We start from the raw sequence: 17,009 nt of genomic DNA, 5'->3' as shown, positions 1-17,009 counted from the left end.
TCCTCCTTTCTGCGGTTGAATCAATAAAATAGGACATACTACGTTACTAGTAGTATGTGTCGCTTTCAAGCTGGTTAAACTTTCCTTGCTAGAAAAATATCTTGCAATTTGGAAGACAGCTACTATAATTTTCTTGTTATATTGTATTTTCATGCGGTTAATTGAAGGAGGTTACATAGCCATGAACATGGAATTGTGGTACACCGAAAAACAGACGGAAAATCACGGGATAACAACGAAAATTACAGAAACCCTATACAGTGAGAAATCCGAGTTTCAACAAATCGACGTAATTAATACGAAGCAGTTTGGTCGCATGTTAGTGCTCGACGGCATGGTTATGACTACCGATGTCGATGAGTTTGTCTACCATGAAATGATTTCTCATATCGCGTTGAATACGCATCCAAACCCGAAAAAGGTTCTGGTTGTAGGCGGCGGCGATGGCGGTGCTATTCGTGAAATCGTAAAGCACGCGTCTGTAGAAAAAGCAGTTCTGGCTGAAATCGACGGTGGCGTCATTGAGTCTTGCAAAAAATATTTCCCTGAGATTGCGAGTGCATTGACAGGCAATCCGCGTGTAGATGTACAGGTAATCGATGGTATCAAACATATTCATGACCACAAAGGTGAGTACGATGTGATCATGGTTGACTCTACAGAGCCAGTAGGACCTGCTGTAGGTCTGTTCGAAAAAGGTTTCTACCAAGGCATTCACGATGCTTTGAAACCAGATGGTATCATGGTTGCTCAAACGGAATCTCCTTGGTTCAACCGTGAACTGATCAAGCGCGTGTTCAAAGACCTGAAATCGATCTTCCCGGTTACTCGTCTCTACACTTGCAGCATTCCTACTTATCCATCCGGACTGTGGAGCTTCACCATCGCTTCCAAGCAACACGATCCGTTGGAAGTAGATCCAGCGAAAATCAAAGATTTGGGCACCAAATACTACAATGCGGAAGTTCACCACGCTGCTTTCAAACTGCCTAACTTTGTGGCTGAGCTGACCCGCGACTAATCGGGGGAGAACTACACCTATGCGTTTTGACGAAGCATACTCTGGAAATGTCTTTATCCGTAGTCACGGGAATTACGAAGAAAGCCAAGCGGTTATTTACGGTATGCCGATGGACTGGACAGTGAGCTTCCGTCCAGGCTCTCGTTTTGGCCCTTCCCGTATTCGTGAGGTTTCTATCGGTCTGGAAGAGTACAGCCCGTACTTGGACAGGCTGTTGGAAGACATCAAATACTTTGATGCTGGCGATATTCCTCTTCCTTTTGGAAACGTGGAAGGTAGCCTGGATGCGATCCGTACATTCGTGGCAAAAGTATTGGCAGATGGCAAATTCCCATTGGGTCTGGGCGGAGAGCACTTGGTTTCCTGGCCAGTATTCCAAGCGGTTTATGAAAAGTACAAGGATATGGTCGTATTCCATTTTGACGCGCATACGGACCTGCGTGACAACTACGAGGGATACGAATACTCCCACTCCACCCCGATCAAAAAGGTATGCAACCTGATCGGCGGTAAAAATGTATACTCTTTCGGAATCCGCAGCGGGATGAAGGACGAGTTTGAGTGGGCAAAAGAAAACATGCATCTGTACAAATACGATGTACTGGAGCCAGTGAAGCAAGTGCTGCCTACCATCGGCAACCGTCCGATCTACCTGTCAATTGACATCGATGTATTGGACCCTGCGCACGCTCCAGGAACAGGTACAACAGAAGCAGGCGGCATCACATCTCGTGAACTGCTCGATACCATTCACTTCATGGCAAACAACGGTGCGAATGTCATCGGTTGTGACCTGGTGGAGGTTGCTCCTGTGTATGACCACAGTGAAATGACGCAAATCGCGGCGTCCAAAATCGTTCGCGAGCTGCTCTTGAGCTTTGTAAAATAAGATATCTGAGTAAATAAGCCTCCGGTTTTGCGAAAGAACCGGGGGCTTTTCTTATTGGTGGGAAACGCTCAATTTAATTAATAAACATTTTAGTTTACAAAGTATAAAAATGTCAGTACAATCATAATAGTGAGATGATTTAAGAGTCGATGGAGGTTTTCTTACAAAGGAGTTGTCTATATGAGAGAAGTATTTGCCTACGCACCATTTCGAAAGCTGTTCTTTTCCAATCTGTTCTCCGGGTTTGGGCAAGGCATGACGATGATCGGGATTGCCTGGTTCCTCGTGGAAACGACAGGCTCTGCTCAACTTTTGGGCTCCACCATGTTTACTTCTGCGGTACTGATGTTTTTCATTGGGCCGTATATCGGGACGCTCATCGATCGTTATTCCCGCAAAAAAATGCTTTTAATCGAAAACTTGATCGGATTTGGCGTACTTGGCATGCTCGCGATCTGGGGCTTTTTCGGAGAGTACACTGAGTGGATGCTGATTGTGATCTATTTGACGACGACTTTTATGTATCAGATTCATTACCCGACGCAGTCCGCACTGGTTCAGGAGACGTTTGAGCCCAAGCATTACAACAGCATCAACAGTCTGCTCGAGATCGAAGGGCAGACGGCATCCGTTCTTGCTGGCGCATTTGCGGGGATTTTACTTAGCTCCTACGGGCTGCATGTGGTCATTATCTTTAATGCGATTACCTACTTGTTCGCCTTTACCTTGCTGTCTACCATGACGTATACCTTCACGCTGGAAAAAGAGGCGAAGCAAAACCAGGGTGTCGCGTGGACGGTGCAGTTGATGGAAAGCTGGCGGTACATTCGGCAAAAGAAAGGATTCCTGCTGTTTGGCATATCCGCACTCATGCCCTTCATTGCTGTTATGGCGACGAACTTATTGAAGCCTGTTTACATAAGCCAAACGTTGCAGGAAGGTGTCTCGGTTTATTCGCTAGGAGAGGTCACGTATGCACTGGGGGCCGTGGCAGCAGGTTTACTCGTTGCGATCGTCGTGCGCAAGATGGGGCAGTTGGCAGCCATGATCGGCAATACGTTGTTGTTCGCGATTGCGATTGTCGTCATGATTGCTTTGCCGTATGGCTGGGCGTTGATTGCAGCGTACACGTTTTACGGGTGGAGCAATGCTTCTGTGCGCTTGATTCGGCAATCGCTCTATATGACAGTTGTGCCGAAGCATCAGATGGGGCGTGTTATGAGCTTTTTCAACTCAATCGGCATGATGATGCGTTTGGTCCTGATCGGTTTGTTTACGGCTATGATTGATTACACAGGGGCAGGAGTTGGGTACTTGGTGTTGGCGGGTCTGCTGTTGCTTGCGGCGATCGGGATTGCTGCTACCATGAGATACCTGCTGGCTGATGCCAAAGCAGAGGCGGCGGTTGCCACACAAGAGCGATGAAGGGTAGAATGTAGGGATAAATGGGAAGCGAAAGAAAGTGGAGTGTGGAAGCAGCATGCAAGACATACAAGTAAAATTGACGGCACGGCATCATGTCGAAGGCAACTGGGAAGAAACGACCCACAGCTATGAAGGCAAGCGCGTACAAAAAGCATCCGCGTGGTATTTGACCTACAAAGAGCAGATGGAGGGCGTAGGCGAAGTAAGCACGACACTGAAGCTGACAGATACGTCCATTACGCTGGTTCGTCAGGGCGGAGTTTCAACCAGACAGCAATTCGAAAAAGGAGCCAGCACTCATTCTACCTATCAAAGTCCTTATGGTCCGTTTGCCATGGAGACGCATACGAACAAGCTGCGAATTCGCTATGAAGCAGAGGTTCCTGTACAGGTAGAAATCGCGTACCAGCTATGGATGAATGAGCAGTACGCTGGTGAGCATGAGCTGAAAATAGAGCTAGGAAAATAAGCCGCCCTTTGCAAGGGCGGTTTTTTGCACGTACAATAGGATTACTTGCGGCTGAAGTGAAAGGGGGATACAGCATGTTTGTACTCGCAAATGGACTAATAGCCGGTCTGGGTCTTGCTGCCTTTTTGGCGCTCGGAGATGGCTTGTTTGATACCAATACCTTTCCCGTTTTAATTGATGTCAGCTATGTACCGGGCATGGAAAACCTGCCCTCTATTGTAGAACTATTGATTCATCTGCTGATTAGTGTGATCGTCGCCTTTTTTCTCATGTACTTTTACCCGCGGGAACGAAAAGCCCGATCGGTACGATACTTGCTGTACTGGATGCTCGGTTTTTCTATTGCGTTTTTCCCATTTAGCCTGTTGAGTCAATCTGCGATGAGTTTGACGGCGTTTTTCATCTGGGTATTGGGACATTTACTGTATACTGGAATGCTTGCCATACAGGTAGGGCGTAATCGATAACCTCGTAAAAGTGCCGAATATTCGGCGAAGTGATGATTTTTTGGCAGTATGGATGGAAGGAAGGAGTGAAAGCCAGGATGCCGTTGTCAGATACGGTAGAAATGTTGCAGGCGATCTTGGGTGCTATCGATGAAGGAATTCACGTTGTGGACGCAAATGGCATTACGATTTTCTACAATCACGTCGCAGCCAAGCTCGATGGACTGACCTCAGAAGAGGTGTTGGGGAAGCCATTGTTGGAGGTTTTTCCTTCACTTGATCGGCAGTCGAGTACTCTGCTTCGTGTTATCGATAGTGGCGAATCAATTTACAACCAGACACAGACATATAAGAACTGGAAGGGAATGCGTGTGGAGACAATCAACACGACACTTCCGGTGAGAGTAGGCAAACGGTTAGTCGGGGCAGTCGAGGTGGCGAAGGATATCGGCAAGCTAAAAGAACTGTCGGAGCGCTTGGTCGATCTTCAGGCCAAGATTAGCAAGCCGAAACGAACAAAACGCCCGGTGGATGAAACGACTTTCCATTTCGAAGATATTTTGACGATGAGTGAAAAAATGAAGCGCCTCAAAGAACGCGCTCGAAAAGCTGCGCGGACAACCTCTCCTGTGTTGATATACGGCGAAACCGGGACGGGAAAAGAACTGTTTGTCCAATCTATTCACCACGCGTCTGTCCGCAGCAGTAAGCCGTTTATCGCGCAAAACTGTGCCGCGCTACCGGCCGCTCTGCTCGAAAGCTTGCTGTTTGGTACGACAAAAGGAAGCTTCACGGGAGCCGATGATCGGCCAGGGTTATTCGAGCTGGCGGATGGAGGTACTCTATTTCTGGATGAACTAAACAGTATGCCGCTCGATTTGCAAGCAAAGCTGCTGCGAGTCCTCCAGGACGGGCAGATCAGACGGATCGGCGGGGGCCACTCGACCAAAGTGGACGTACGGGTAATCGCCGCAGTCAACGAAGCACCGCAGTCACTCGTGGAGCGAGGAATCATGCGAACCGACCTGTACTACCGGATCAACGTCGTCTCTTTTGAACTGCCTCCATTGCGTGAGCGCAGAGAAGATGTGGATATGCTGATCGATCATTTCTTGCGAAAGTTCAACCGGATCTTCGGTATGAATGTGCGTGGAATCAGCAGTGAAGTGGCACGTTTGTTTGCTGTGTATGATTGGCCGGGAAACGTACGTGAACTGGAACATGTCATAGAAGCAGCCATGAACATGGTGGAGTCGGACATCATTTTGCTGGATCATCTCCCGGCACACTTGCTGGAACGCTCGCAGTCTGAGAAAAATGAAGCGCCCATTTCGGCTCAACTCCTGTCAAAGGAAGGCTGTACGTTGCCAGAAATTTTGCGTGAGGTAGAGGAAAAGGTGATCAGAGATGCGATGCAGCAAACGGACGGCAATGTACTTCGTGCCGCCAAGCTCTTGGGAATCCCAAGACAGACGCTGCAATACAAGCTCTCGCAGCGGATGATCCCTCCCTGTTGAGTGCCGAAAATTCGGCAGGCTCATGAAGGTTCAAAAGGGAAGGAAGCGCTCACGAAACGCTCTATTCCTTATTTTCTAAATTTTTTGATTTGTTGGCATGGCACTTGCATCTCTTGTTGGTTGAGTGAAACGAAGAGGTTCACCATAAGACGAGAGGAGACGGGATGCACATGACAGTAGCGACAAAACGCGATTGGCGTTCGATAGAACTTTGGAAGGATGTCACGGATGAACAATGGAATGACTGGATGTGGCAGCTTACGCACACCATCAAGACGGTCGATGATTTGAAGCAGGTAATCAACCTGACACCGGAAGAGGAAGAGGGCGTACGTATTTCTACGCAAACGATTCCACTCAACATCACTCCGTACTATGCTCATCTGATGGACCCAGACGATCCAAGCGATCCGGTTCGCATGCAGTCTGTACCTTTGTCCTCTGAGATGGTTCGAACCAAATACGACATGGAAGACCCACTCCACGAGGATACGGATTCTCCTGTACCTGGTCTGACGCATCGTTATCCAGATCGCGTGCTTTTCCTGGTGACGAACCAATGCTCCATGTATTGCCGTTACTGTACGCGCCGCCGCTTTTCCGGTCAGATCGGTATGGGCGTGCCAAAGAAACAGTTGGATGCCTGTATCGATTACATTCGCTCAAGACCAGAAGTCCGCGATGTACTGCTCTCCGGTGGAGACGGTCTGTTGATCAATGACCGCGTACTGGAGTACATCATCAGCAGCCTGCGCGACATCCCGCATGTTGAAATTATTCGGATCGGTACGCGTGCTCCCGTTGTATTCCCGCAGCGCATTACCGAAAACCTGTGTAATATCCTGAAAAAATACCATCCAGTTTGGCTAAATACACACTTCAACCATCCAAAAGAAATTACACCGGAAGCGAAGCTGGCTTGCGAGATGCTCGCCAATGCTGGTGTTCCGCTCGGCAACCAGGCAGTTATTTTGGCCGGTATCAACGATTGTGCGAATACGATGAAAAAGCTGGTACAGGACCTGGTGAAAATTCGCGTTCGCCCGTATTACATCTATCAATGCGACCTGTCAGAGGGAATCGGACACTTCCGCGCGCCTGTCAGCAAAGGGATCGAAATCATTGAGCACCTGCGCGGCCATACTTCCGGCTATGCAGTTCCGACCTTTGTAGTAGACGCTCCGCACGGCGGAGGCAAAATTCCTGTCAGCCCGAACTACATCATCTCGCAAGCATCTGATAAAGTTGTGCTGCGTAATTTTGAAGGCGTTATCACGTCCTATCCAGAGCCGAAGCAATACCACGAGCACGATGAAGAAAACTGCGAATACTGCAAGGCTGCAAAAGGCAAAGCAGTTGGTATCGCAGCACTGATGCAAGACGAGGTTGACAATCTGGAGCCGACTGATCTGCCGCGCAACAAGCGCATTAAAGCAACCAAGGTCAAATCACTCGCAGATGTACGTTCAGAGCAAAAGGCCAAGAAAGAACAGACCACTACCGAGACCAAGGAAGCTTCAGGAAAATAAGCAGGATCAACAGCTACCCGTATGAAGGTAGCTGTTTCTTTTTTTCGAAAGAATATTTCCAACTCTTCGAAGAGGATGGATGATTTGCAACTTGTGTGATAAGATCGAGTTACACCCATTATGAGCGGTCGCTCAGTATCGTTTCATTTTTCGAAAAAAATAAACAGACTGACTGAATACTCATTCATTTATTTCCATGATTCTGATAAGATAGAAAAAACGATTTCCACGTCCAAAGAAAAACTCGCAATAGAGGGGAGTAGAAAACATGCTGGCACTTATTAATTTGATCGCCTTTTTCCTGGTTCTCGCTTACGGGCTATATTTAGCCGGGCATGTCGTGTACAGCAGATACTTGTTTATCAAGCTGGGGAAAAAGCCGGATGTGAAAAATGACTTTGGGGCACGCATCAATCTGATGCTGGACAACGTCATTTTCCACAAGAAGCTGCTGAAGGACAAAAAGAGCGGCGTGATGCACGTCGTGATGTTTTACGGCTTTATCACCCTGCAATTCGGAGCCATCGAGCTGATTATCAAAGGGCTTTCGAAAGGCTACGAGCTTCCTTTTGGTAGCGCTCACAAGTACTTCTCCGTCATGCAGGAGATCACCACGTTTCTCATCTTGGCTGCGGTCGGCTACGCTTTTTACCGCCGCTATATCGAAAAGCTCAAGCGTCTGAAGCGAGGCTTCAAATCGGGGCTGGTACTCTTGCTGATTTCCTCCCTGATGGCGACTGTGTTGCTCTCGCTTGCTTTTGAACAAATTTGGCTCGGACATGATCCATCGGCGTTTGCTCCGATCTCATCAGTTTTCGCGATTGTCTTCTCTGCGATTGGGGTAGGGCCAACGGGTGCAGCGGTAGGCTTTTATGTTTTCTGGTGGCTGCATCTGATCATCTTGCTCGGCTTTGCGGTGTATGTGCCGCAGTCCAAGCACGCACATTTGTTGTTTGCGCCTGTCAACGTGTGGTTCAAAAAGCTAGACCCGCCAGGCAAGCTGACCAGCATTAACTTCGAGGACGAGACGCAGGAAGAATTCGGTGTCGGCAAAATCGAGGATTTTACGCAAACGCAGCTCATCGACCTGTACGCTTGTGTGGAGTGCGGCCGCTGTACGAATATGTGCCCGGCCTCGGGAACGGGAAAAATGCTCTCCCCAATGGATCTGATTACGAAAATGCGCGACCATTTGACCGAAAAAGGTGCTTCGGTAACATCACGTACGCCATGGATGCCGAGCTTCGCTTTTTCGCAGACGACTGCCAACCAGATTGCGTTCCAAGCATCTGAAGTAGCGGCGACGGCGGAAGGAGCAACCGCGGTCTATGAGAAAAGCTTGATCGGCGATGTTATTACCGAGCAGGAGCTGTGGGCTTGTACGACCTGTCGCAACTGTGAAGACCAATGTCCGGTAATGAACGAGCATGTAGATAAAATCATCGATATGCGTCGCTATTTGGTTATGACGGAAGGAAGCATGCCAGCAGAAGCGCAGCGTGCCTTGAACAATATCGAGCGTCAGGGTAACCCGTGGGGAATCAACCGCAAAGACCGGACAAAATGGATTGAAGGTCTGAACGGTGAGTACGAGGTGCCAACTGTGAAGCAGGTCGAGGAATTCGAGTACTTGTTCTGGGTAGGCTCGATGGGATCGTTTGACTTGCGCAGCCAAAAAATTTCGCAGGCATTTGTAAAGCTCATGCACGAAGCAGGCGTGAAGTTCGCCATTCTGGGCAACGAGGAAAAGAACTCTGGCGATACGGCTCGCCGCATTGGGAACGAGTTCTTGTTCCAGCAGCTCGCCCAAGAAAATATCGCCTTGTTTGAAGCGTATGAAGTCAAAAAAATCGTTACCTGCGACCCGCATGCTTTCAATACGTTTAAGAACGAGTACCCGGAGTTTGGGTTGAATGCAGAGGTGTACCACCACTCCGAACTGTTGGCAGAGTGGGTGAAGGATAGCAAATTGAAGCCAACCAAGGAAGTCAAAGAGCGCATCACCTACCACGATTCCTGCTACTTGGGCCGCTACAACGAAATTTACGACAAGCCACGCGTGATCCTCGAAGCCATTCCTGGCGTAGAGGTAGTCGAAATGAAGCGAAGCGGCTGCGACAGTATGTGCTGCGGAGCGGGCGGCGGCTTGATGTGGATGGAGGAGCATGAGGGCTCTCGTGTCAACGTCACACGCACGGAGCAAGCTCTGGAGGTCAAGCCGACGGAAATTGCCAGTGCATGCCCATACTGCCTGACGATGATGAACGACGGAATCAAGACCAAAGAGCAGGAAGATCACGTCAAAACACGCGACGTCGCGGAAATTCTCGCAGACGCCATCTAGGTTCATACCATGCGCAAGTCTCGGTGCTAATCAAGCGACGAGGCTTGCGCATTATTTTTTTGCAAAAAAACTGTAAGATAATGGAGCCGGCTGAATCAAAAAGAGTGGGAAGGGAGTGAGGAAGCTGGAGCTTGCAGAGAAAAGTTTAACGAAAACAAAAGAAGCACTATTTGATGAAATGATCCGGGACTATTTGAAAAAGGTGCTGCGACTTGTGTATTTGATGGTCAAGGATCGCAGTCTTGCTGAGGATATTACGCAGGAAGTGTTCCTGTTGGCTTACAAAAACTTGGGGAAATTCCGCCAAGAAAGCTCGATGCAAACATGGGTGTACCGCATTGCCGTCAACGAAGCGAAAAAACATCTACGTTCGTGGTCGTTCCGTCACTTGTTTTTCAAATCGGAAGTGGACATAGAGGTAGTCGAGGGGGCAGAGTCGGCCGTTTTGCAAAATGACCTTCGTACCCGTTTTGCCCATCTCGTCATGAAGCTGCCGAACAGCTATCGCCAGTTGATTGTTCTCCACTACTACGAGGAATTGTCCGTAGAGGAGATTGCGGTCATTTTGGAAATGACTACAGGAGCGGTCTACACAAAAATGCACCGTGCACGTCAAAAGCTCAAAGCGCTGATGGAAACGGAGGGGATCGAATGAACCTGGACAAATTGCTGGCGGAGTTCAAGGAAACGGCAGATCAGACTCTGCTGCGTGAAATAAATGATACGTCAAAGCTGGAGGAGCAGATTCGGATGAGTATCAAGGATAAACGCAAAAAAAGGTTTCCATTCACCTACCCGCTCGGTGCTGCGGTTGTCGCAGTTGTACTTGTCGCTACCCCTTACTGGTTGCAAAAGGAAGGTACGAGTGCAGTCCCTGTGAAGGAAACGTCTGTCCAGCCAAGTATGAATCAAAATCCCTCTCCCAACTCAGATGCCCGTGCTTTAGACGATCAGAAGATTAAGGAAACAGCAGAGGAGATTTTCGGAATCTTGCAAGTTGGCATGACACAAGATCAAGTCAAAGAAAAGCTGCAGTTTCCTCATATCGTTATCGACGAGTATGGCGGAAGCGGGGACGATTACTCGGATGAGTACTGGGGCTACAACATTTTCGCAAAAGAAGGGTACCAGCGAAAAGAGGACTGGGTATTGGAAGAGACAGAAGGTTTGCTGAATAGAGACTTGGGTTTGGAACTGTTGATTTTTTGGAGGGATAAAAAGGTCAATGGCTATGGCTTAAGCTATGTTCAAGGTAAAGAGATTCATAGCTTTGGCTTAAACAGATCCGGGACCTATTCTGAAAGCATCTCGAAAGGGACCTCAAATTCCAACGAAGAGTATAACGATACACCAGACCCCTCAACCCTATTTGATTTAAAAGACGATGAAAAAGAGCAGCGTTATTTTGCTTATATGGAAATGGAAGAGAAAAATGATGAGTTATGGCGTGGGCTGTCTCCGATTGATATTTTGAAGCTTTACGTGCAAGCACAGAAAGATGATGAGCTTGAAATCATGTACGCCTTGCACAATAACGATGATGGAGTCGAAAAGCCCACACTTGAGCAGTTTTTGGAGGAAATAAAGAAAGATCCGATAGGCGCACGAAATAGTGCGAGGCATTTAGACAAACTGCTTGAACAGGGAAGCAGCATGTCGGTTGAGAACATTTCTGACAAGGAAGCGGTTGTCTGGATTTCGTTTAAGGACAACATTGAGAAGGTCGGCTATCGCATGGAGAAAAACAAAAAGGGAATCTGGAAAGTCGGTTGGAGAGCTTTGCAATAATAGAGGCTAGGTGTGTTGTGAAGACACGTAAAAGGACAATAGGAGTGGATACAGTTGAAACGAAGAATCACAGGGATCACCATTGCGGTTGCAGCAGGCTTAATCGTCGGAGGTTGCTACTCCTCTAGTTCGAGTGCAGCTACCGAGCCTACACAGCCGCCAGTTGTAGAGCAAAAACAAGCGGAAGCAGAGCCTAAGGTCATTCTCGATGAAAAATTTCTGAAGTCTCTTGAAAAGAACGAAATAAACGGCTTTCCTATCGCAATCGGCATGAAAAAGGAAGAGGTCATTTCCCTTTATGGAAAAGTCACCAAAGAGGATTTCTGGAATGGTGGGATCTATCACGATTTTGAAAAGCTGAAAGGCGGATCTGTCCTCTTCGACGGAAAGGATCGTGTATACGGGATCGAGTTAGCAGCGCAACATCTGAGCGAAATGAATCTGGGATCGATCATCAAGAAAGTGGGCAAACCTTCAGAGCAAGGGTGGAGCGATCTCAGGGAAGAGTATGTTATTTATTATGAAGCGGCAGATAACCTCGTCTATATTTATGCAGCGGACGAGAAGCTTCCTGCGGGAAAAGTCAGAAATGCAGACAGAATCCAAATCATCAACAAAAAAATGTACGATGAAGCACCCCCAGAGTAAACGTAAAAAAGCCAGTAAGAAGGCTTGCCAACGATAGTTGAATAAAGAGGCTCCAAGAAGTCAATCAAAACTCGACTTTTTGGACGCCTTCTTTTTTTCATTATTGATTGACTATTCGTACGGAAGACGGCAAAATAAAAGTATGCAAAATGAACGAACGCTCGATCAATTTAGTTTTTGTTGATGTGAAATATCATCCGAATGGAGGTCATTCGATGAAAACGGTTATTGTAGGGGCAGCGCGTACCCCGTTTGGTAAGTTTGGCGGAGCTTTGAAAGCGCTATCGGCAGTGGAACTCGGCTCCATTGTAATCAAGGAAGCAGTAGAACGCGCTGGCATTTCCGGCGATCAGGTGGACGAAGTGATCATGGGTATGGTTTTGCAGGCAGGCGCAGGTCAGGTGCCCTCACGCCAGGCGGCTCGCAAGGCTGGTTTGCCGTGGAATGTAGCGAGTGAGACGATCAACAAAGTATGTGCGTCCGGGATGCGTGCAGTGACGATGGGGGATCAGATCATTCGCGCAGGGGACGGAGAAATCATCGTCGCGGGCGGCATGGAGAGCATGAGCAACGCACCGTATGCATTGCCGGATGCACGTAACGGAATGCGGATGGGAGATTCGACCGTTCGCGATCTCATGATGTACGATGGCCTCACTTGCCCGTTTCATCAAGTGGCGATGGCTGTTCATGGCAGCAATGTGGCGGAAGAGAACGGGATTACGCGAGAAGAGCAGGATGCGTGGGCGCTGCGCAGCCAGCAGAGAGCCGCACAAGCGATGGAAAAGGGACTCTTTGCCGACGAGCTCGTCTCGGTTTCCATTCCGCAAAGAAAAGGGGAGCCACTGCAAGTAACTGTCGATGAAGGACCACGTCCGGATACGACCGAGGAAGGATTGGCGAAGCTGCCACCCGTGTACAAAAAGGACGGAACAATCACGGCAGGCAATGCGCCGGGAATCAACGACGGAGCGGCAGCAATGGTGCTGATGTCAGACGCGAAAGCACAACAGTTGGGGATCAAGCCGCTTGCGACGATACTGGGACACGCCGCGGTCGGCGCAGAGGCTCCTTATATCGCGACAACTCCGGGGCTTGCGATCAACAAGCTCTTGGAAAAGACAGGTGTCTCGCTTTCGGAGATCGATCTATTTGAGGTAAACGAAGCATTTGCCGCAGTGATTTTGACAAGTGGCAAAATCGTTGGCTGGGACGCAGAGAAAGTGAATGTAAACGGGGGAGCGATTGCGTTCGGACACCCGATTGGCGCGAGTGGCGCTCGGATCATTATGCACCTCGCCTATGAATTGAAAAGACGAGGCGGCGGTTTGGGAGTCGCGGCAATTTGCAGTGGTGCCGCACAGGGTGACGCCATCTTGATTAAAGTAGAGTAAGGGAGGCCTTTTTGCATGAACGTACAAACGATTATGGTCATCGGAGCAGGACAGATGGGCAGCGGAATTGCCCAAGTAGCGGCGCAGGCTGGCTTTCGCGTTTATTTAAACGACGTCCAGCAAGCATTTGTGGAACGCGGCCTGGCTACGATTACGAAAAACTTGTCGCGCAACGTGGAAAAAGGCAAGCTCAGCGAAGCGGAAAAGGAAACGATTCTCGGTCGTTTGACACTGTCTACTGATCTGGCAGATGCGTCTGATGCAGATTTTGTGGTAGAAGCAGTGACGGAAAACATGGCGGTCAAAACGCAAATCTTTTCCAAGCTGGATGAGGTATGTCCGCCGCATACAGTGCTCGCGAGCAATACATCCTCCCTGCCAATTACAGAGATTGCCGCAGTTACGAAGCGTCCGGAAAAAGTCATCGGGATGCATTTTATGAACCCCGTTCCCGTAATGAAACTGGTTGAGATCATTCGTGGGCTGCAAACATCCGATGAGGTCTATCAACTGACAGAAGATTTGTCCAAACAAATGAGCAAGGTACCCGTGAGCGTAAACGATTTCCCTGGTTTTGTGTCCAATCGGGTACTGATGCCAATGCTGAATGAAGCGATTTATTGCGTGTACGAAGGAGTTGCAACACCGGAAGCGATCGATGAAGTCATGAAGCTGGGCATGAACCATCCGATGGGGCCGCTTCAGTTGGCTGATTTCATCGGGCTGGACACTTGCCTCTACATTATGGAGGTACTGCACGAAGGGTTCGGTGATTCGAAATACCGCCCATGCCCATTGCTGCGCAAGTATGTCAAAGCAGGTTGGCTTGGCAAAAAATCCGGTCGTGGTTTCTACGTGTACAACTAGGCAAGGTAGTTCAAAAAGTCATCTTTTGATCACGAAGTAGTACTGAAAGCGTATGCGACGTCGAAAGTGGCGTACACCTTCGAAGTCCGGTGCTCATGTAGTTCTCTACATTCCGCTCCTCCTTCTTCAGGTTCTCGCCACTTTCTCGGTGCTGAAATGACGACTTTTTGAACTTTTGCTAGAGAGGACTTTTCGCAGAAAGGTAGGACGGACATGGATTTCCGATTGAACGAAGAGCAAGAGATGATGCGCCGCATGGTGCGAGATTTTGCCCAGAAAGAGATCGCACCTTTTGTCCCGGTGATGGAAGAGACGGACCAGTTCCCGCGTCAGATCCTGAAAAAGATGGGCGAGATGGGGCTCATGGGCATTCCGATCGCCGAAGAGTGGGGAGGAGCAGGAGCGGACTTTATTTCCTACATTTTGGCCATTCACGAGATTTCCAAGGTGAGTGCGACAGTAGGCGTCATTTTGTCCGTGCATACCTCCGTCGGGACGAACCCGATTCTCTACTTCGGTACCGAGGAGCAAAAACGCAAATACGTGACGAAGCTTGCAAGTGGTGAATACCTCGGGGCTTTTGCCTTGACCGAGCCGCATGCAGGTTCTGATGCGAGCAGTATACGAACCACAGCCGTGAAAAAAGGCGACGAGTACATCCTGAACGGAAACAAAGTGTTCATCACGAACGGCGGAGAAGCAGATACGTATATCGCGTTTGCCGTAACTGACTCTACAAAGGGAACCAAGGGAATATCGGCCTTTATCGTAGACAAGGATACACCGGGCTTCTCGGTTGGGAAAAAGGAAAAAAAGATGGGACTGCACGGTTCCTACACGACAGAGCTCGTATTCGACAATGCGCGTGTGCCGGCTGCCAACCTGCTGGGGCAGGAAGGGGAAGGCTTCTGTATCGCGATGGCGAATCTGGATTCCGGACGAATCGGGATTGCTGCACAAGCCCTTGGCATTGCCGAAGCCGCAGTCCAGTACGCGACAGAGTATGCGCGGGAACGCAAGCAGTTCGGACAATCGATTGGCAAGCAGCAAGCCATCGCCTTCAAACTGGCTGACATGGCGACAAAAGCAGAAGTAGCCCGGTTGCTGGTATACCGAGCGGCGTGGCTGCGCAGTCAAGGAATTGCTTGTGGAATGGAAGCCTCGATGTCAAAACGTTTTGCCACTGACTCCGCGATGGAGCTCGCCACAGAAGCCGTGCAAATCTTTGGCGGCTATGGCTACACCAGAGAATATCCGGTTGAGCGTCTATTCCGGGATGCGAAAGTAACGCAAATCTATGAGGGTACCAACGAAATTCAGCGAATCGTTATCGCCAAGCATTTGCTTGCTGATTGATAGAAAAATGAACAGCACATGGGGGAGTGAACCATATGAATTTCCAACTGACGGAAGAACATGATATGATGCGCAAAATGATTCGCGACTTTGCAGAGAATCAAGTAGCTCCGACAGCAGCCGAGCGCGATGAAGAAGAGTGCTTTGATCGTTCCATTTTTGAGCAAATGGCTGAGCTTGGACTGACAGGCATTCCTTGGCCAGAACAATACGGCGGAGCAGGTGCAGATTACCTGAGCTACGTCATTGCAGTGGAAGAACTCTCCCGTGTGGATGCCTCCATCGGTGTGACACTGTCCGCACATGTTTCCTTGGCGAGCTGGCCGATTTACAAATTCGGGACAGAGGAGCAAAAGCAAAAGTTTTTGCGTCCATTGGCAGAAGGCAAGAAGATGGGGGCGTACTGTTTGACCGAGGCGGGATCTGGCTCTGATTCTGCTGGAATGCGCACGACAGCCGTACGCGATGGCGATCACTACATTTTAAATGGCACCAAAATTTTCATTACCAATGCAGGCGAAGCAGAAATCTACATCGTATTCGCGGTCACCCAACCAGAGCTGAAGCACAAAGGCATTACGGCTTTCATCGTTGAAAAAGGCACGGACGGCTTCACGATGGGGAAAAAGGAGAAAAAGCTGGGTATCCGTTCCTCGCCAACACTTGCGGTCAATTTTGAAGATGTGCGAGTGCCGGTAGAAAATAGGCTGGGCGAAGAAGGGCAAGGGTTCAAAATCGCGATGATGACATTGGACGGAGGAAGAAACGGTATCGCCGCTCAAGCATTGGGAATTGCACAAGGTGCGTACGAGCATGCGCGGAACTATGCCAAAGAACGCAGTCAGTTCGGCAAACCAATCGCTTCCTTGCAGGCAATTCAGTTCAAATTGGCAGACATGGCTACCAAGATCGAGGCATCCCGTTTGCTTACTTACCAAGCAGCGTGGTTGGAGGACCAAGGTCTACCATACGGCAAAGCATCTGCGATGTCCAAAGTATTTGCAGGGGATACAGCAATGGAAGTAACAACTGAGGCTGTTCAGGTTTTCGGTGGTTACGGCTACACGCGGGAGTATCCAGTGGAGCGCTTCATGCGTGATGCCAAAATTACACAAATCTATGAAGGAACAAATGAAATCCAACGTGTCGTGATCAGCAATTTCCTGCTAAAAGAGTAGGAAGCTGTCCCGTCTTTCCAACACGATTACACACATAGAAAAGAAAAGTTTGGCTTTGTGCTCTTACTCGCGTATAATGATCTGCGAATGATACAAAAGTAGAGTGTTTGCGCCTTCTTTTCTATGAGGCGTCTGACC

Annotated in this window: 15 protein-coding genes; all 15 read left to right on the top strand. The window is 49.0% G+C overall.

What is annotated here, in order from left to right:
- Positions 1-187: 187 nt before the first annotated feature.
- Positions 188-1,021 carry a polyamine aminopropyltransferase gene (gene speE / locus ASG16_RS03950; RefSeq protein WP_026043396.1) on the top strand — a complete coding sequence of 278 codons (834 nt, stop codon included), beginning with the start codon at positions 188-190 and terminating at the stop codon, positions 1,019-1,021.
- Between the two features lie 19 nt (positions 1,022-1,040).
- On the top strand, positions 1,041-1,910 hold the full coding sequence (gene speB / locus ASG16_RS03945) for an agmatinase (protein ID WP_048035131.1): 870 nt from the start codon (positions 1,041-1,043) through the stop codon (positions 1,908-1,910).
- Between the two features lie 180 nt (positions 1,911-2,090).
- Positions 2,091-3,335, top strand: coding sequence for an MFS transporter (locus ASG16_RS03940; protein ID WP_056486822.1), 1,245 nt, complete (start codon positions 2,091-2,093; stop codon positions 3,333-3,335).
- Positions 3,336-3,390: 55 nt separating this feature from the next.
- Entirely contained in the window at positions 3,391-3,804 is a 414-nt protein-coding gene (locus ASG16_RS03935; RefSeq protein ID WP_047069857.1) for a YwiB family protein, read from the top strand.
- A gap of 74 nt (positions 3,805-3,878) precedes the next feature.
- On the top strand, positions 3,879-4,271 hold the full coding sequence (locus ASG16_RS03930; RefSeq protein ID WP_056486825.1) for a hypothetical protein: 393 nt from the start codon (positions 3,879-3,881) through the stop codon (positions 4,269-4,271).
- 77 nt (positions 4,272-4,348) lie between these two features.
- On the top strand, positions 4,349-5,767 hold the full coding sequence (locus ASG16_RS03925; RefSeq protein WP_056486828.1) for a sigma-54 interaction domain-containing protein: 1,419 nt from the start codon (positions 4,349-4,351) through the stop codon (positions 5,765-5,767).
- A gap of 164 nt (positions 5,768-5,931) precedes the next feature.
- The gene (gene kamA / locus ASG16_RS03920) at positions 5,932-7,296 is read left to right on the top strand and encodes a lysine 2,3-aminomutase (protein WP_056486831.1); all 1,365 of its coding nucleotides are present in this window, start codon (positions 5,932-5,934) and stop codon (positions 7,294-7,296) included.
- A 268-nt stretch (positions 7,297-7,564) separates the two neighbouring features.
- Positions 7,565-9,640 carry a heterodisulfide reductase-related iron-sulfur binding cluster gene (locus ASG16_RS03915; protein ID WP_056486834.1) on the top strand — a complete coding sequence of 692 codons (2,076 nt, stop codon included), beginning with the start codon at positions 7,565-7,567 and terminating at the stop codon, positions 9,638-9,640.
- A gap of 115 nt (positions 9,641-9,755) precedes the next feature.
- On the top strand, positions 9,756-10,295 hold the full coding sequence (locus ASG16_RS03910; RefSeq protein ID WP_056486837.1) for a sigma-70 family RNA polymerase sigma factor: 540 nt from the start codon (positions 9,756-9,758) through the stop codon (positions 10,293-10,295).
- Complete coding sequence (locus ASG16_RS03905; protein WP_056486840.1) at positions 10,292-11,428, top strand: hypothetical protein; 1,137 nt, start codon at positions 10,292-10,294, stop codon at positions 11,426-11,428. Before ASG16_RS03910 ends, ASG16_RS03905 begins: the two co-directional genes overlap by 4 nt.
- 54 nt (positions 11,429-11,482) lie before the next feature.
- On the top strand, positions 11,483-12,076 hold the full coding sequence (locus tag ASG16_RS03900) for a hypothetical protein (protein ID WP_053079645.1): 594 nt from the start codon (positions 11,483-11,485) through the stop codon (positions 12,074-12,076).
- Between the two features lie 215 nt (positions 12,077-12,291).
- A complete protein-coding gene (gene mmgA / locus ASG16_RS03895) occupies positions 12,292-13,470 on the top strand; it encodes an acetyl-CoA C-acetyltransferase (RefSeq protein WP_056486843.1) in 1,179 nt (392 codons plus the stop codon).
- Between the two features lie 15 nt (positions 13,471-13,485).
- Entirely contained in the window at positions 13,486-14,337 is an 852-nt protein-coding gene (locus tag ASG16_RS03890; protein ID WP_048035121.1) for a 3-hydroxybutyryl-CoA dehydrogenase, read from the top strand.
- Between the two features lie 213 nt (positions 14,338-14,550).
- Entirely contained in the window at positions 14,551-15,693 is a 1,143-nt protein-coding gene (locus ASG16_RS03885; RefSeq protein ID WP_056486846.1) for an acyl-CoA dehydrogenase, read from the top strand.
- A gap of 35 nt (positions 15,694-15,728) precedes the next feature.
- A complete protein-coding gene (locus ASG16_RS03880; protein WP_048035119.1) occupies positions 15,729-16,871 on the top strand; it encodes an acyl-CoA dehydrogenase in 1,143 nt (380 codons plus the stop codon).
- Positions 16,872-17,009 lie beyond the last annotated feature (138 nt).

The organism is Brevibacillus sp. Leaf182 (assembly GCF_001423865.2).
Classification (GTDB): Bacteria; Bacillota; Bacilli; order Brevibacillales; family Brevibacillaceae; genus Brevibacillus; species Brevibacillus brevis_C.
The sequence above is the reverse complement of the archived record's forward strand: the minus strand, read 5'-3'. Positions and strand labels throughout refer to the sequence as shown.

What these genes read in the sequence shown, in the direction of transcription:
- speE (WP_026043396.1), top strand. Translation starts at nt 188, where the DNA reads ATGGAATTGTGGTACACCGAAAAACAGACGGAAAATCACGGGATAACA.
- speB (WP_048035131.1), top strand. Translation starts at nt 1,041, where the DNA reads ATGCGTTTTGACGAAGCATACTCTGGAAATGTCTTTATCCGTAGTCAC.
- ASG16_RS03940 (WP_056486822.1), top strand. Translation starts at nt 2,091, where the DNA reads ATGAGAGAAGTATTTGCCTACGCACCATTTCGAAAGCTGTTCTTTTCC.
- ASG16_RS03935 (WP_047069857.1), top strand. Translation starts at nt 3,391, where the DNA reads ATGCAAGACATACAAGTAAAATTGACGGCACGGCATCATGTCGAAGGC.
- ASG16_RS03930 (WP_056486825.1), top strand. Translation starts at nt 3,879, where the DNA reads ATGTTTGTACTCGCAAATGGACTAATAGCCGGTCTGGGTCTTGCTGCC.
- ASG16_RS03925 (WP_056486828.1), top strand. Translation starts at nt 4,349, where the DNA reads ATGCCGTTGTCAGATACGGTAGAAATGTTGCAGGCGATCTTGGGTGCT.
- kamA (WP_056486831.1), top strand. Translation starts at nt 5,932, where the DNA reads ATGCACATGACAGTAGCGACAAAACGCGATTGGCGTTCGATAGAACTT.
- ASG16_RS03915 (WP_056486834.1), top strand. Translation starts at nt 7,565, where the DNA reads ATGCTGGCACTTATTAATTTGATCGCCTTTTTCCTGGTTCTCGCTTAC.
- ASG16_RS03905 (WP_056486840.1), top strand. Translation starts at nt 10,292, where the DNA reads ATGAACCTGGACAAATTGCTGGCGGAGTTCAAGGAAACGGCAGATCAG.
- mmgA (WP_056486843.1), top strand. Translation starts at nt 12,292, where the DNA reads ATGAAAACGGTTATTGTAGGGGCAGCGCGTACCCCGTTTGGTAAGTTT.
- ASG16_RS03890 (WP_048035121.1), top strand. Translation starts at nt 13,486, where the DNA reads ATGAACGTACAAACGATTATGGTCATCGGAGCAGGACAGATGGGCAGC.
- ASG16_RS03885 (WP_056486846.1), top strand. Translation starts at nt 14,551, where the DNA reads ATGGATTTCCGATTGAACGAAGAGCAAGAGATGATGCGCCGCATGGTG.
- ASG16_RS03880 (WP_048035119.1), top strand. Translation starts at nt 15,729, where the DNA reads ATGAATTTCCAACTGACGGAAGAACATGATATGATGCGCAAAATGATT.